The 15,708-nt window shown below is 64.9% G+C and carries 13 protein-coding genes; 4 read left to right on the plus strand and 9 right to left on the minus strand.

What is annotated here, in order from left to right:
* The first annotated feature begins 74 nt into the window (after nucleotides 1-74).
* Nucleotides 75-1,379: an acetyl-CoA C-acetyltransferase gene (locus G6N15_RS09935; RefSeq protein WP_083088782.1), complete on the plus strand. Its 1,305-nt coding sequence runs from the start codon at nucleotides 75-77 to the stop codon at nucleotides 1,377-1,379.
* Nucleotides 1,380-1,727: 348 nt separating this feature from the next.
* On the opposite strand, the gene G6N15_RS09940 is transcribed toward G6N15_RS09935, so the two are convergent.
* Entirely contained in the window at nucleotides 1,728-3,563 is a 1,836-nt protein-coding gene (locus tag G6N15_RS09940) for an acyl-CoA dehydrogenase (protein ID WP_083088783.1), read from the minus strand.
* A gap of 201 nt (nucleotides 3,564-3,764) precedes the next feature.
* Between G6N15_RS09940 and G6N15_RS09945 the strand changes: the two genes are divergently transcribed.
* Nucleotides 3,765-4,769, plus strand: a complete 1,005-nt coding sequence (locus G6N15_RS09945) for an isopenicillin N synthase family dioxygenase (protein ID WP_083088784.1) — start codon at nucleotides 3,765-3,767, stop codon at nucleotides 4,767-4,769.
* 54 nt (nucleotides 4,770-4,823) lie between these two features.
* On the opposite strand, the gene G6N15_RS22735 is transcribed toward G6N15_RS09945, so the two are convergent.
* The 5 genes from G6N15_RS22735 to G6N15_RS09965 form a co-directional block, all read right to left on the minus strand.
* The gene (locus G6N15_RS22735) at nucleotides 4,824-4,985 is read right to left on the minus strand and encodes a hypothetical protein (protein ID WP_169922531.1); all 162 of its coding nucleotides are present in this window, start codon (nucleotides 4,983-4,985) and stop codon (nucleotides 4,824-4,826) included.
* A 146-nt stretch (nucleotides 4,986-5,131) separates the two neighbouring features.
* Nucleotides 5,132-5,878 carry a succinate dehydrogenase/fumarate reductase iron-sulfur subunit gene (locus G6N15_RS09950; RefSeq protein ID WP_083088785.1) on the minus strand — a complete coding sequence of 249 codons (747 nt, stop codon included), beginning with the start codon at nucleotides 5,876-5,878 and terminating at the stop codon, nucleotides 5,132-5,134.
* The gene (locus tag G6N15_RS09955) at nucleotides 5,878-7,794 is read right to left on the minus strand and encodes a fumarate reductase/succinate dehydrogenase flavoprotein subunit (RefSeq protein ID WP_083088786.1); all 1,917 of its coding nucleotides are present in this window, start codon (nucleotides 7,792-7,794) and stop codon (nucleotides 5,878-5,880) included. Before G6N15_RS09955 ends, G6N15_RS09950 begins: the two co-directional genes overlap by 1 nt.
* A 34-nt stretch (nucleotides 7,795-7,828) precedes the next feature.
* On the minus strand, nucleotides 7,829-8,650 hold the full coding sequence (locus G6N15_RS09960) for a hypothetical protein (RefSeq protein WP_083088787.1): 822 nt from the start codon (nucleotides 8,648-8,650) through the stop codon (nucleotides 7,829-7,831).
* A gap of 74 nt (nucleotides 8,651-8,724) precedes the next feature.
* Nucleotides 8,725-9,021, minus strand: coding sequence for a hypothetical protein (locus tag G6N15_RS09965; RefSeq protein ID WP_083088808.1), 297 nt, complete (start codon nucleotides 9,019-9,021; stop codon nucleotides 8,725-8,727).
* Between the two features lie 289 nt (nucleotides 9,022-9,310).
* On the opposite strand from G6N15_RS09965, the gene nirB reads away from it, so the two are divergent.
* A complete protein-coding gene (gene nirB / locus G6N15_RS09970) occupies nucleotides 9,311-11,899 on the plus strand; it encodes a nitrite reductase large subunit NirB (protein WP_083088788.1) in 2,589 nt (862 codons plus the stop codon).
* A gap of 21 nt (nucleotides 11,900-11,920) precedes the next feature.
* Nucleotides 11,921-12,289, plus strand: a complete 369-nt coding sequence (nirD, locus tag G6N15_RS09975; RefSeq protein ID WP_083088789.1) for a nitrite reductase small subunit NirD — start codon at nucleotides 11,921-11,923, stop codon at nucleotides 12,287-12,289.
* Nucleotides 12,290-12,293: 4 nt separating this feature from the next.
* Here the strand turns inward: nirD and G6N15_RS09980 are convergent, their stop codons facing one another.
* The 3 genes from G6N15_RS09980 to G6N15_RS09990 form a co-directional block, all read right to left on the minus strand.
* Nucleotides 12,294-12,983, minus strand: a complete 690-nt coding sequence (locus tag G6N15_RS09980) for a sirohydrochlorin chelatase (RefSeq protein ID WP_083088790.1) — start codon at nucleotides 12,981-12,983, stop codon at nucleotides 12,294-12,296.
* Nucleotides 12,980-14,125, minus strand: a complete 1,146-nt coding sequence (locus G6N15_RS09985) for a uroporphyrinogen-III synthase (protein ID WP_083088791.1) — start codon at nucleotides 14,123-14,125, stop codon at nucleotides 12,980-12,982. The genes G6N15_RS09980 and G6N15_RS09985 overlap by 4 nt, the downstream gene beginning before the upstream one ends.
* Nucleotides 14,126-14,202: 77 nt before the next feature.
* Complete coding sequence (locus G6N15_RS09990) at nucleotides 14,203-15,603, minus strand: nitrate/nitrite transporter (protein ID WP_083088792.1); 1,401 nt, start codon at nucleotides 15,601-15,603, stop codon at nucleotides 14,203-14,205.
* Nucleotides 15,604-15,708: the final 105 nt, after the last annotated feature.

Here is a 15,708-nt window from a genome sequence, read left to right on the forward strand (position 1 = left end):
ACACGGAGACAAACGTGGCCCCAGCAAGTGATTCGACTAGTTCTCAGGCGAGTACCCAGCCTGCCGGCAAAAGTATGCAGTCCCGGCGACGTGTCGCCGTGTTGGGCGGCAATCGCATCCCGTTCGCGCGCTCCGACGGCGCGTACGCAGACGCGTCCAACCAGGACATGTTCACCGCGGCGCTGAGCGGACTGGTGGAGCGGTTCAACCTGGCCGGCGAACAACTCGGCGCGGTCATCGGCGGCGCGGTGCTCAAGCACAGCCGCGACTTCAATCTAATGCGCGAATGTGTACTGGGATCGGCGCTTTCGCCGCATACCCCGGCCTTCGACATGCAGCAGGCCTGCGGCACCGGGCTGCAGGCGGCGATTGCCGCGGCCGACGGCATCGCCGCCGGCCGCTACGAGGTGGCCGCCGCGGGCGGTGTCGACACCACCTCCGATCCTCCGATCGGCTTGGGGGACAACCTGCGTCGCACGCTGCTCAAGCTGCGCCGCTCCAAGTCCAACCTGGAGCGGCTTCGGCTGGTGGGCATGCTGCCCGCCACCCTCGGCGTCGAAATCCCGGTGAACGCCGAACCCCGCACCGGGCTGTCGATGGGCGAGCATCAAGCCATCACCACCAAGCAGATGGGCATCAAGCGGGTCGACCAAGACGAACTCGCCGCGGCAAGCCACCGAAACATGGCCGCCGCGTACGACGGCGGCTTCTTCGACGATCTGGTGACCCCGTTTTTGGGTCTTTACCGCGATGACAACCTGCGCCCGGACGCGTCGTTGGAGAAGCTGGCCAAACTCAAGCCGGTGTTCGGGGTTAAAGCCGGTGACGCGACGATGACTGCGGGCAACTCCACGCCGCTCACCGACGGCGCGTCAGTCGCGTTGTTGGCCAGTGAGGACTGGGCGGCTCAGCACTCGCTGACACCGCTGGCCTACTTCGTCGATGCCGAAACAGCGGCAGCGGACTACGTCAGTGGCAACGACGGGCTGCTGATGGCGCCCACCTACGCCATTCCGCGACTGCTGGCGCGCAACGGATTGAGCTTGCAGGACTTCGACTTCTACGAGTTTCACGAGGCATTCGCATCGGTGGTGCTGGCGCACTTGCAAGCGTTGGAGTCCGAGGAATATTGCAAGCAGCGGCTGGGCCTAGACGCCGCGCTGGGACCGATTGATCGCTCCAAGCTCAACGTCAACGGCTCGTCTATCGCCGCCGGTCACCCGTTTGCGGCCACCGGTGGGCGCATCCTGGCGCAGACAGCGAAACTGCTGGCCCACAAGAAGGCTGAGCAAAAAGGTGCCGCCGGCAAGCCGCTGCGCGCGCTGATTTCGATCTGCGCGGCCGGCGGGCAGGGGGTGGCCGCCATTCTGGAGGCGTGAACCGCCGAACGCTGAATTCCGTTGGGAAGTTTAGTAACGCGGGCGTTTGGGTAAGCGAAATAACGGATAGCTCCGTGTTGTCGTCCGACCCCCCGACCCGATGGCAACGCGGGGCATCCCTGAATGGCCCTGATGGACCGTTGAGCCCCGGACACAGGGTCGGTCGGGAATGGCCGCCGCTGGAGTGAGGGGATCCAGCGGCGGCCTTCTGTCATTCTCGCCCTCCGGGCGTCCGCAGCGCCGCGGAGTCGGCAGCATATCGACCCAACAGACGCAAGATCCCCCGTTTCGGAGTGAAACGGGGGACCTTTGCGTCTGGTCGCCGGACAGGGCCCGACGTACGCGCTGTCAGAACGCGGCTTCGTCGAGCTCCATCAGGTCGTTGTCGATCGTCTCGATCACCTGGCGGGTGCTGGTCAACAGCGGCAGGAAGTTCTTCGCGAAGAACGACGCCACTGCGATCTTGCCCTCGTAGAAGGCCCGATCGGCGTCGCTGGCGCCCGCGTCGAGGGCCTCGACCGCCACGGCAGCCTGACGCTGCAGCAACCAACCGATCAGCAGGTCGCCAACGGCCATCAGGAACCGCACCGAGCCCAGGCCCACCTTGTAGACGCTGGAGATGTCCTCCTGCGCGGCCATCAGGTAGCCGGTCAGGGTCGCGGCCATGGCCTGCACATCGGTCAACGCGGTGGCCAACAGCTCACGCTCGGCCTTCAGCCGGCCGTTGCCGTTCTCGTTCTTGACGAACTCCTCGATTTGGCTGGCCACGTGGGCGAGCGCCACACCCTTGTCGCGGACGATCTTGCGGAAGAAGAAGTCCTGCGCCTGGATGGCCGTGGTGCCCTCGTAGAGCGAGTCGATCTTCGAGTCACGGATGTACTGCTCGATCGGGTAGTCCTGCAGGAAGCCCGATCCGCCGAAGGTCTGCAGGCTCTCGGTGAGCTTGGCGTAGGCCTGCTCGGAACCCACTCCCTTGACCACCGGCAGCAGCAGGTCGTTGACCTTGACAGCAAGCTCGGCGTTTACACCGTGCACCGCATCGGCCACCGCCTCGTCCTGGAACGTCGCTGCGTAGGTGTACAGCGCGCGCAAGCCCTCGGCGTAGGCCTTCTGTGTCATCAGGGACCGGCGTACGTCGGGGTGGTGGGTGATCGTCACCCGCGGCGCGGTCTTGTCGGTCATCTGGGTCATGTCCGCGCCCTGGATACGGGACTTGGCGTACTCCAGTGCGTTCAGGTAGCCGGTCGACAGCGTGGCGATTGCCTTGGTGCCCACCATCATCCGGGCCTGCTCGATGACCTCGAACATCTGCGCAATCCCGTTGTGCACGTCGCCGACCAGCCAGCCCTTGGCCGGCACGCCGTGCTGGCCGAACGACAGCTCACAGGTGGCGGAGACTTTCAGGCCCATCTTGTGCTCGACGTTGGTGACGAATACGCCGTTGCGTTCGCCCAGCTCGCCGGTCTCCGGGTCGAAGTGGAACTTCGGTACGAAGAACAACGACAGGCCCTTGGTGCCGGGCCCAGCGCCCTCGGGGCGGGCCAGCACCAGGTGGAAAATGTTCTCGAAGAGGTCGCCGGAGTCAGCCGAGGTGATGAACCGCTTGACGCCGTCGATGTGCCAGGAACCGTCGTCCTGCTGGATGGCCTTGGTGCGAGCAGCGCCCACGTCGGAACCGGCGTCCGGCTCGGTCAGCACCATGGTGGAGCCCCAGCCGCGCTCGGCGGCCAGCACAGCCCACTTCTTCTGCTCTTCGGTACCCAGGTGGTAGAGGATGTTGGCGAAGCCAGCGCCGCCGCCGTACATCCACACCGCCGGGTTGGCGCCCAGGAGGTGCTCATGCAGCGCCCACACCAGCGCCTTGGGCATCGGAGTGCCGCCCAGCGCCTCGTCGATACCGACTTTGTCCCAACCAGCCTCGAGCACCGCGTGCACCGAGTCCTTGAATGACTCCGGCAGCGTCACCGAGTGAGTTTCCGGATCGAAGACCGGCGGGTTACGGTCGCCCTCCACAAACGACGCCGCAACCGGGCCCTCAGCCAGCCGGCTCATCTCTGCCAACATCTCGCGGGCAGTGTCCACGTCCAGGTCGCTGTATGGTCCGTCGCCGAATGCCTTGTCGACACCGAAGACCTCGAACAGGTTGAATTCCTGGTCGCGGACATTGCTCTTGTAGTGGCTCACGTGCTTCCTCCTCGATGAGAACGCCACCAATGGTTGGGTACTAGGGCTAAGTTACCCACCAGTAACAGACCAAACTTAACGCGTCAGTAACTTCAAAGCAAGCGAGTGTGAGCTAAATAGCACTGCCTAACTAACCAACCGGTTGGGTTCCGGGTGATCTAGACCCTGGCAGACCGGCTGACCTGCAGTAATGATGTATCAATGGCCACTGTGTTGAGCACCACAGCCCTGCCGACGGTCGACCTCCGCGACGAACCCGGCGTGTTGCGCAAGCGGCTGCGCGATGCCGTTCACGACCTCGGTTTCTGCTATCTGATCGGGCACGGCGTGGCGCAGTCGCTGGCCGACGAGGTGCTCGACGTGGCGCGGTCGTTCTTTGCCCTGCCCCAGGCCGACAAAGACGCGATCGCGATGGTCAATAGCCCGCACTTCCGCGGCTACACGCGGCTAGGCGGGGAGTTGACCCTCGGTGCGGTGGACTGGCGCGAGCAGATCGACATCGGACCCGAGCGTGCGCCGGTCGGCGGGCCCGGTAAGCCCGAGTACCTGTGGCAGCAGGGGCCCAACCAGTGGCCGGCGAGGCTGCCGCAGTTGCGCGCCGTGATGGCCGAGTGGGATGGCGCACTGTCGGCGGTGGCTCGCAGCCTGTTGCGGCACTTGGCCATCGCCCTGGGCAGCCCGCCAGATGTGTTCGACGCGGCGTTCGCCAAAACACCGGCGACCCTGATCAAAATCGTCCGCTATCCGGCGCGTGCCGCTACCTCCCAAGGCGTGGGAGCCCACCGCGACGCCGGCGTGCTCACGTTGCTGTTAGCCGAACCGGGCAGCCGGGGCCTACAGGTGCGCCGCCCGCGCAGCGAGCACGACGAGGACGGCTGGATCGACGTTCCCGCTGTCGACGGGGCCTTCATCGTCAATATCGGTGAGCTGCTCGAGGTCGCCACCGGGGGCTACCTGCGGGCCACCGAGCATCGGGTGATCCAGCGTCAGCCGTCACGCGAGCGAATCTCCGTGCCGTACTTCTTCAATCCCCGGCTGGACGCGCAGATCCCGGTGTTGCAGCTCCCGCCGAAACTCGCGGCGCAGGCCCGGTTGCGAGTGGACCCGGCGGATCCCATCTTCTCCGTCTATGGCCGCAACGCATGGAAGAGCAGACTGCGGGCACACCCCGACGTCGCAGCCGCGCACGGCTATCCGCGCGATTGATCGATTGATTCTGGCGCGACGATCGGTACGGTTACGCCGCGTAGAGACGAGCCGTTACGGCCGTTGGCTGAGCTCCTCGCGGTAGCCCTGGATGCGCTGCTCGATCTCGGCGGCGTCGTCGTGGCGGCCCTCTTTGTGCGCGAGATCGGCGCGAACCGACAACTCCCGGATCGCGGTGCGAATGTCGTTGATGCTGGCAGGTTCACGTATGGCCATCGAAGCTGCCTTTCCGGTCGTTCCGTTGGGCTGCCCTACGGCATACCCGGATCAACCGAGCACTAAAGCTCTGGGATGAGCAGACGCAAAAGCACCCGTATTCGGCACGAAATAGGGTGCTTTTGCGTCTGCTCGGCGAGCGGCGCCTAGCGCCGGAACAGCTTGTTGCCCAGCCACACCACCGGATCGTATTTGCGATCGACCACGCGCTCTTTCATCGGGATCAGCGCATTGTCGGTGATCTTGATGCTCTCCGGGCAGACCTCGGTGCAGCACTTGGTGATGTTGCAGTAGCCCAGGCCATGGTCCTCCTGCGCTTGGCTGCGCCGGTCAAGCGTGTCCAGGGGATGCATTTCCAGCTCGGCGATTCGCATCAGGTAGCGCGGACCGGCGAATGCCTTTTTGTTCTCCTCGTGGTCGCGGATCACATGGCAGACGTTTTGGCACAGGAAGCATTCGATGCACTTACGGAATTCCTGCGAGCGCTGGACGTCGACTTGCGCCATCCGGTATTCGCCGGGCTGCAATTCCTTGGGCGGAGTGAAAGACGGGATCTCCCGGGCTTTTTCGTAGTTAAACGACACGTCGGTGACCAGGTCGCGAATCACCGGGAACGTCCGCAGCGGCGTGACGGTGACGACTTCGTCTTCGGCGAACGTCGACATCCGCGTCATGCACATCAGCCGCGGCTTGCCGTTGATCTCGGCCGAACACGAACCGCACTTGCCCGCCTTGCAGTTCCACCGCACTGCCAGATCCGGTGTCTGGGTCTGCTGCAGACGATGAATGACGTCGAGCACCACCTCGCCCTCGTTGACCTCGACGGTGAAGTCCTGCAGTGCGCCATTGGTGTCGTCGCCGCGCCAGACGCGCATGCTCGCGTTGTACGTCATTAGCCTCTCCGTCCTGGATGCTCGGCCAGCTCTTCGTCGGTGTAGTACTTCTCCAGTTCGGAGATCTCGAAGAGCTCCAGCAAATCTGGCCGCATCGGAACCTGTTCTTCGCGGCTGATGTCGATGTGCGGCAGGCTCCCCTCGCCACCTTGCGCGCGGCACACCAGCAGCACTTTGCGCCACTTGGAATCCATGGCGGGATGGTCGTCGCGGGTGTGCCCGCCGCGGCTTTCCGTGCGTTCCAGCGCGGCTTTGGCCACGCATTCGCTGACCAGCAGCATGTTGCGCAGGTCGATGGCCAGATGCCAGGCCGGGTTGTACTGCCGGTGTCCCTCGACCTGCAGGTTGGCGAACCGGGCTCGCAGCTCCTCTAACCGGTTCACCGCCTGGGTGATCTCGTCGGCTTTGCGGATGATGCCGACCAACTCGTTCATCGTGTCCTGCAGATCGATCTGCAGTTTGTACGGATTCTCCGCCGGCGAGCCGTCTTTGGGTCCGTCAAACGGTGACAGCGCAAGCTTGGCGGCTGCCTCGACGGCCTCCCCGGCGATCGCCGGTCGGCTCTTTAGCGCCCGGATATAGTCGGCGGCGCCCAGCCCGGCGCGCCGGCCGAACACCAGCAGGTCCGACAGCGAGTTACCGCCCAACCGGTTGGAGCCGTGCATACCGCCGGAGCACTCCCCGGCGGCGAACAGCCCGGGAACGGTGGCCGCTCCGGTGTCCGGGTCAACCTCGACGCCGCCCATCACGTAGTGACAGGTCGGGCCAACTTCCATTGGTTCCTTGGTGATGTCGACCCCGGCCAGCTCCATGAACTGGTGATACATCGACGGCAGCCGCCGCTTGATCTCCGCGGGTGTCAGCCGTGACGCGATGTCGAGGTAGACCCCGCCGTGGGGGGTGCCGCGGCCGGCCTTGACTTCGGAGTTGATGGCGCGAGCGACCTCGTCACGGGGCAGCAGGTCGGGGGTGCGCCGGGCCGAGTCGTTGTCCTTGAGCCACTGGTCGGCCTCCTGCTCGGTCTCGGCGTACTGGCCCTTGAACACCGGCGGAATGTAGTCGAACATGAACCGCTTACCGTCGGAGTTCTTCAGCACGCCGCCGTCACCGCGCACACCTTCGGTGACCAGGATCCCCTTGACGCTGGGCGGCCACACCATGCCGGTCGGGTGGAACTGGACGAACTCCATGTTGATCAGCGACGCGCCGGCCCGCAGCGCCAGGGCGTGCCCGTCGCCGGTGTACTCCCAGGAGTTCGACGTCACCTTGAACGACTTGCCGATGCCGCCGGTGGCCAGCACCACCGCCGGCGCCTCGAACAACAGGAACCGGCCGGTCTCGCGCCAGTATCCGAAGGCTCCGGCGATTTGGTCGCCGTCTTTGAGCAGCTCGGTAATGGTGCACTCGGCGAATACTTTGATCCGCGCCTCATAGTCGCCCAGTTCGGCGTGGTCCTCCTGTTGCAGTGACACGATCTTCTGCTGGAGCGTGCGGATCAGCTCCAACCCGGTGCGGTCACCGACGTGGGCCAGCCGCGCATAGGTGTGCCCGCCGAAGTTGCGTTGGCTGATGCGGCCATCTTTGGTGCGGTCGAACAGCGCGCCGTACGTCTCCAGCTCCCAGATACGGTCTGGCGCCTCCTTGGCGTGCAATTCGGCCATCCGCCAGTTGTTCAGGAACTTGCCGCCCCGCATGGTGTCGCCGAAGTGCGTCTTCCAATTGTCTTTCGGGTTGGCGTTACCCATCGCCGCCGCGGCGCCGCCCTCGGCCATCACCGTGTGCGCCTTACCGAACAACGACTTACACACCACCGCGACCTTCAGATCGCGTTCCCGCGCCTCGATCACCGCGCGCAACCCCGCGCCGCCGGCACCGATCACGACCACGTCGTAGGAGTGCCGTTCGACCTCAACCATGAAACCTCGCTAAACTAATCGGCGATACTGCTTGTCAGCCAATGAATCTCAAGTCGGAGATGGCTCCGCTGGACACCAGCATGATGTAGAAGTCGGTGAGCGCGAGCGTGCCCAGCGTGATCCACGCAAACTGCATGTGCCGCGTGTTCAACTTGCTGATCTGGGTCCACATCCAGTAGCGGACCGGGTGCCTGGAGAAGTGCTTGAGCCGCCCGCCGGTGGCGTGTCGGCACGAATGACAGCCCAACGTGTAGGCCCACAACAGCAGCACGTTGATCAGCAAAATCACGTTGCCCAAACCGAATCCGAAACCGGACGGGGAGTGGAACGCCACGATTGCGTCATAGGTATTGAGTGCCGCAAGCAAGAACGCAACATAGAAGAAGTACCGGTGGCTGTTCTGGATGATCAGCGGAAGCCGGGTCTCACCGCTGTAGTGCGCGCGCGGCTCGGGAATCGCACAGCTGGTCGGCGATTGCCACACGGCGCGGTAATAGGCCTTGCGGTAGTAGTAACAGGTGATCCGGAAGGCGAGCAGGAACGGTAATATGAACGCCCCCAACGGAAGCCACCATGGGAAGTGGCCGAACCAGACGCCGAGATGGCTGGATCCGGGCACACAGGACGCACTGATGCAGGGTGAATAGAACGGCGTCAGATAGTGGTACTGCTCGACCCAGTAGCTGCTGCCCCAAAACGCGCGTACGGTCGCGTAGGCGATGAATGCCGCCAGACCGAGGTCGGTCACCAGCGGTGGCAACCACCAGCGGTCGGTGCGTAAGGTGCGCTGATCTAGCTGTGCCCGGGCAGGTGAGAAGACGCCGGTCGCAGGACGGTTCGCCGTAGGTGCGCTCATCTGGTGTGATCCTCTTCTGGTTGCCTCGTCGGAGCGTACTGAAGAAGAGCGCACCCGCTATCGCGGGGGGTGTGTCAGGCCCTGCTGTGGCCGCCGACGCCCTCGTCGTCGACGTCGCGCCAGAACTCGGCGTTGTAGTCGGTGTCGGGGATTGCGATCTTCTCTCCCGATTCCGTCACGCCGGCCCGCGCCAAATCCAGCTCTCCGGCGTCGATATCGAGCAGCTCGATGTCAGCGAGAATCCGGTCAGCGTCGATGACGATGCGCCGCATCGCCGGTGTGTCGCCGTACCGGGACTTCAATGACGTGACGCACCGCCGTAGGCCACCGATGAGGTCGTGAAGTTCGGCTAGTTCAGTAGTGGTCGACAACGGATCTCCCTGCAGCTGACGTGTCACGGATCACAGTACGACCCCGATACTATCCAGCCCACACAACGGCGGCGACCGACGCATGGCCGTCATCCAAGGCTCGGCGTGTCCCCGCGTTGTGATCTTGATCTCCGGCTCGACTATGAGTCGCTCACGCTCAAGGCCCACCTGGGAATACACGCCGGCGCAACGGTGTCACCGGCCGCGCACAGCGGTGTGAGGACTCCGTCATGGCTGTGTGACACGAAGCGAAACATTGCGGCAATATCGCGTTCCTAGCCTCGGGGCCATGGCGGCAGCGGCACACCGGACGGCGATCCGTGAGGTCGTCGTTGTCGGGCACGGGATGGTGGGCCATCGGCTCGTCGAGGCGCTGCGGTCGCGCGACACCGATAGGCACTGGCGGATCACCGTGCTGGCAGAGGAGGCCGACGCTGCCTACGACCGGGTCGGGCTGACCGGCTACACCGAGCACTGGGACCGCGGCCTGCTCGCGCTGCCCGGCAACGACTATGCCGGCGACGACAACGTGCGGTTGCTGCTGCGAAGCCGCGTCGTCGAAATCGACCGTGCCGCCAAGTCCGTGCTGACCGCCGACGGGCACCGGTATGGGTACGACGCACTGGTGCTGGCCACCGGCTCGTACCCCTTCGTCCCGCCGGTGCCCGGACGTGACCTGCCGCCCTGCCACGTCTACCGCACTCTCGACGACCTCGACGCCATCCGAGCCGACGCCCAGCGCACGCTGGAGTCCGGGCACACCACGGCCGGCGTGGTCATCGGCGGCGGCTTGCTGGGGCTCGAGGCGGCCAACGCGTTGCGCCAGTTCGGCCTGCACACCCACATCGTCGAGATGATGCCGAGACTAATGGCCCAGCAGGTCGACGAGGCCGGCGGCGCGCTGCTGGCCCGGATGATCACCGAACTCGGGATCGCGGTACACCTCGAGGTGAAAACCGAGTGCCTCGAATCCGCTACTCGCCCAGACGGTTCGACGTCGGTGCGGGTGCGGCTCTCCGACGGAGAGACCATCGACGCCGGCGTGGTGATCTTCGCCGCCGGTATTCGCCCACGCGACGAACTAGCCGCCGCCGCTGGGCTCGCTATCGCTGACCGCGGCGGCGTCCTCACCGATTTATCCTGTCGCACAAGCGATCCCGACATCTATGCGGTCGGCGAGGTCGCGGCGATCGAAGGGCGTTGCTACGGCTTGGTCGGTCCTGGCTACACCAGCGCTGAGGTGGTGGTGGATCAGCTGCTGGGCGGCGCGGCGGAATTTCCCGAAGCCGACATGTCCACCAAGCTCAAACTGCTCGGCGTCGACGTGGCCAGCTTCGGCGACGCTATGGGCACCACGCCCAACTGCTTAGAGGTTGTGGTCAACGACGCGGTGAACCAGACCTACGCCAAGCTGGTGCTCTCCGACGACGCCAAGACGCTGCTCGGCGGGATCCTGGTAGGCGATGCCTCCACTTACGGCGTGCTACGTCCGATGGTTGGCTCCCAACTGCCGGGTGATCCATTGACACTGATCGCACCAGCCCAAAATGGCGGCGTTGCAGCAGGTTTGGGGGTCAGCGCCCTGCCGGACTCGGCCCAGATCTGCTCTTGCAACAACGTCACCAAAGGTGATCTGACCGCGGCCATCGCCAACGGTTGCGCTGACGTGCCGGCGCTGAAGTCGTGTACTTCCGCGGGCACCTCATGCGGTTCCTGCGTGCCGATGCTCAAGCAGCTGTTGGAAGCACAAGGGGTACAGCAGTCCAAGGCGCTGTGCGAACACTTCAGCCAGTCACGTCAAGAGCTGTTCGAGATCATCATGGCGACCGGAATCCGCACGTTCTCGGGCCTGTTGGCGCGGTTCGGCAGCGGAAAAGGTTGCGACATCTGCAAACCTGCGGTCGCCTCGATCCTGGCCTCTACCGGGTCCGAGCACATCCTCGACGGCGAGCAGGCGTCTTTGCAGGACTCCAACGACCACTTCCTGGCCAACATCCAGAAGAACGGCAGCTACTCGGTGGTGCCGCGGGTGCCCGGCGGCGACATCAAGCCGGAGCATCTGATTCTGATCGGCCAAATCGCGCAGGAATTCGGGCTGTACACCAAGATCACCGGGGGACAGCGGATCGACATGTTCGGTGCGAGAGTCGACCAGCTTCCCGCGATTTGGAAGCGGCTGGTCGACGCTGGGATGGAATCGGGCCACGCGTACGGCAAAGCTCTTCGCACCGTGAAAAGCTGTGTGGGAAACGACTGGTGCCGCTACGGTGTTCAGGATTCGGTGCAGCTGGCCATCGACTTGGAGCTGCGTTACCGCGGGCTGCGGGCACCGCACAAAATCAAAATGGGTGTCTCCGGGTGTGCCCGCGAGTGCGCCGAAGCGCGAAGTAAGGACGTCGGCGTCATCGCCACCGAAAAGGGCTGGAATCTCTACGTCGGCGGCAACGGCGGGTTCACCCCCAAGCACGCGCAACTGCTGGCCGGCGACCTCGACAAAGAGACTCTGATCCGCTATATCGACCGCTTCCTGATGTTCTACATCCGCACCGCCGACCGGCTGCAACGCACCGCGCCGTGGATCGAATCACTCGAGGGCGGACTGGATCACGTGCGTGACGTGGTGTGTAACGACTCCCTCGGGCTGGCCGAGGAGTTCGAGGCCGCGATCGCCCGCCACGTAGCGAACTACAAGTGCGAATGGAAAGGGGTGCTGGAGGACCCGGACAAGCTCTCCCGGTTCGTGTCGTTCGTCAACGCACCCGACACCCCTGACCCCACTGTGACATTCACCGAATACAACGGACGCAAGAGACCGGCGCCGCCCAACGACGGACAGGCTGATCCGGTGCTGATCGGTATGCCGCGAGTGCGGGCATGAACACCGAAGTAAGGAGATGCCATGACGCTGCTTGACGACACCACCGAATTGCTGTCCGTCTACGTCGAAACTTGGACGGCGGCTTGCTCTTACGACTATCTGGTTCCCAACCGGGGTGTCGGCGTGCTGCTCGCCGACGGCTCGCAGGCGGCGCTGTTCCGGCTTGACGACGGCTCCTTGCACGCGATCGGCAACATCGACCCGTTCACCGGCGCCGCGGTGATGTCGCGTGGCCTCGTCGGGGACCGCGCCGGACGGCCCATGGTCCAATCGCCCATCGGCAAGCAGGCATTCGCGCTCGACGACGGCCGCTGCTTCGACGATCCGTCAGTGGCGGTGCCGGTGTATCGCACCCGGCTGGTCAACGGAATGGTGGAGATCGGGCAATAGGGCGTCACGCCGGCAGCGGCATGCGGGCCCGCTGGAACCGGCTGGCAATCAGCCGTACCAGCCGCGGGTGGTTACCCAGCGGATCGGTAACGATGTCGGCGCCGCAGTTTCGCAGCTGCTGCGCAAACAGTCCGTCCGCCAGCAGATACGAGCCCACCACGACCGGGCGCGACGACCGGCGCCGTGCCTTGGCCACCGCATCGGCCACGCTGGGAGCACCGATGGCCGCAATCGCCAACTCCACCCGCGACCCCGTCAGCGCCGAGAGCAGTGTCGCGGTGGTGTGCAGATCGCTGCGGGCCGTTGCGTCCGATGTGCCTGCCGCGGCCAGGATTACCGAATCACCCTGATGCCAGCCAGCTTTCAGCAGCTGCTCGCCGAGTAGCCGCACGATATGTGGGCTTGGCCCCAGGGTCGGGGCGACGACGACGTGCGGATGCCCGCTGGCCGCCACATGGGCGGGCAGATCGATGCGGACGTGGTACCCGCGGGACAGGAAGGCTGGCACCACGATCACCGGCTCGTCGACCGGCGCCATGCTGGAGAGCACCTCAGTGGGCGTGGGCCCCAGCACGTCGACGAACGCAGCGTGCACCCTGCGGTCCAGCAACCGGCTGACATGGTCGGCGATGTCGCCGATCATGGCAACGCCGCTCGGCCGGCGCGTGCCGTGCGCGACGAGCAGGAGCGTCATGCCACCCCAGTCTGTTCGTCGATCGCCAATCGATAGCCGCGCTTGACCACCGTCACGACAATGCCCTTGTCTCCCAAGGCACCTCGCAGGCGAAGCACCGCGGTATCGACCGCGTGGGTGTCGCTGCCGTTGCCCGGCAGAGCGCGCAGCAGGTCGTCGCGGGAAACGACGGCACCCGGGCGTTGCGCGAGCACCCGCAGTATCGCCATTCCGGCCCGCGACAGCGACCTGACCACACCGTCGACCACCACGCAGGTACCACGGATCTCGATCACATGGCCGGCGGCGCGCACGGTGCGGGAACGCAGCAACGGCAGCTCATCTGCGATATGGCGGGCCAGCGCACCCAGCCGCATCCGCTCAGGTGAAGATGTCGGAATGCCTAATCGCGCCAAGGGCTGTGCGGTAACCGGGCCCACGCACATCGCCCGTACATCGGTGCGCAGCGCTTCCAATAACTGGTCGTGAAGCCCTAATTCGTCGGCCCGCATCAGCGTCGCTGCGGCCGCCGGTGCCGAGGTAAAGCTGACCGCGTCGACCTGCCGTTGGGCGATCTGCATGACAAGCTGGTCGAACTCGCCACCTCGGGGCGCGGGTCGCCATCGGTACACCCGGACTGGCACGACTTCGGCACCGGCGCGGCGCAATTCGTCGGCGAATTCCGGGAATGGGTCCCAATCATCGGTGGCGCCGTGCAGCTGAAGCGCGATGCACATGCCCGCGACGCCGTGTTCGAGCAGATAACGTAGCACCTCGCGGGACGATTCGGATTCTGGCGACCATGCCTCGCGCAAGCCGGCGGCGCGCAGCGCACCGGTCGCCTTCGGCCCGCGGGCCACGATCTTCGCGGTGGACAACGCCTCGATCAGCTGGTTGGCCAAACCCCATCCGTCGGCGGCGGAGATCCAGCCGCGGAACCCGATTCCAGTCGTCGCGATGAGGATATGCGGTGGTTTCGCGATCAAAGCCTTGGTGTGGCAGTGCAATTCGTCGTCTTCAGGCAGAGGCACCATGGTGATCGCGGCGGCGCTGCAGACCGTGGCGCCCTGGCGGGTCAGTAACGCGCACAGTTCCTCCGCGCGGCGCGCTGACGTCACCGCGACCCGGTAGCCGGTGAGCGGCGCCGCGGCTGGCTGACCCATATGAAGTGTGTATTCCCCATAGATTTCGGCTGCGTTACCAGGCAATTGCCGAAGCGTTGCCCGGTCTGCGGCCTCAGTCACAGCTGTGCCGGCGTCAACTCCGGCTGTGCACCCGCCCTGCGCGGAGCCGAGGCCGGCCGACGCACATACATCAGCCAGGTCAGCAACGACGCTAGAACATAGAACGCCAAGAACAACCAGAAGGCCGAGGTTTCCTCGCCGGTGCTCACGTAGGACTGACGCAGTGTCAGGTTGATCGCGACGCCGCCGAGAGCGCCGACCGCGCCGGCGAACCCGATCAGCGCTCCGGACATCGCCCGCGACCAGTGGCGGCGTTCTGATTCGCTGACGTCCAAGTCGCGGCTGCGTGCCTCGAAGATCGACGGAATCATCTTGAACACTGAGCCATTGCCGACCCCGGACAGTACGAAGAGGGCGACAAAGCCGACAACGTAGCCGACCATCACGATCCCGCTCGCCGCGGGGCGTCTGGTGCCGTCGTACGTACTGACTGCGACCAAAAGCCCTGCCGCGAGGATCATGCCGACGAACACCGCCAACGTGACGCGGCTGCCGCCGATGCGGTCGGCGAGCCGGCCGCCGTAGATCCGTGACAACGATCCCAACAGCGGGCCGAGAAAAGCGATCTGGGCGACGTGTAGCGACGCCTGGGAGGCCGTCTGCCCGCTGTCCATGAAATCGATGTAGAGCACCCGGCCGAACGCGAAGGAGAAGCCGATGAACGACCCGAAGGTGCCGATGTAGAGCAGCGAAATCACCCAGGTGTGGCGCACAAACAAGATCGCCTTCAAGTTGCCCACTTCGATGGCGTGGTCCAGGTTGTCCATGAACAGCGCCGCCGCGAGAGCGGCAACGGCCAACAGCACCAAATAGATTGCGCACACCCAGTACGGCTGGCGGTTGCCGGCGACCGCCAGCACCAGCAGGCCGACCACCTGGATTACCGCCACGCCGAGGTTGCCGCCGCCGGCGTTGACGGCCAGTGCCCGGCCCTTGAGCCGTTGCGGGTAGAACGCATTGACGTTGGCCAGGGACGCCGAATAGTTGCCGCCACCCAAACCGGTCAGCGCCGCACATGCCACGTACGGCCACAGCGGCAGCCCCGGGTTGGCCAACAGCGCGATGGTGCCGACGGTCGGGATGAGCAGCACCAGCGCCGAAAACATCGTCCAGTTACGGCCACCGAACTTCGCGATGCCCAATGTGTACGGGATGCGTACGCAGCCGCCGACGAACGTGGCGACGGCGCCCAAGAGAAATTTGTCGGCCGCGGAGAATCCGTAAACGTGCTGCGGCATGAACAGCACCATGACCGACCACAACGACCAGACCGAGAAGGCGACGTGGTCGGCGATCACCGTGCAGATCAAGTTGCGACGGGCGATCGTGTTGTTACCCGCTTGCCAGGCCGCCGTGTCGTCCGGATTCCAATCCGAAATGCGATGCGAACGGCCCATCAATTCTCCTCCTCAACTGCCGGCACTGACCGAGACGCGAATCTACGGCCGGTGGCTGGAAAGTGACAGTGTGAAAGCTGGGAGTCGGCAGTGATCCTGCCGACT

It is taken from the genome of Mycobacterium noviomagense, from assembly GCF_010731635.1.
Classification (GTDB): Bacteria; Actinomycetota; Actinomycetes; order Mycobacteriales; family Mycobacteriaceae; genus Mycobacterium; species Mycobacterium noviomagense.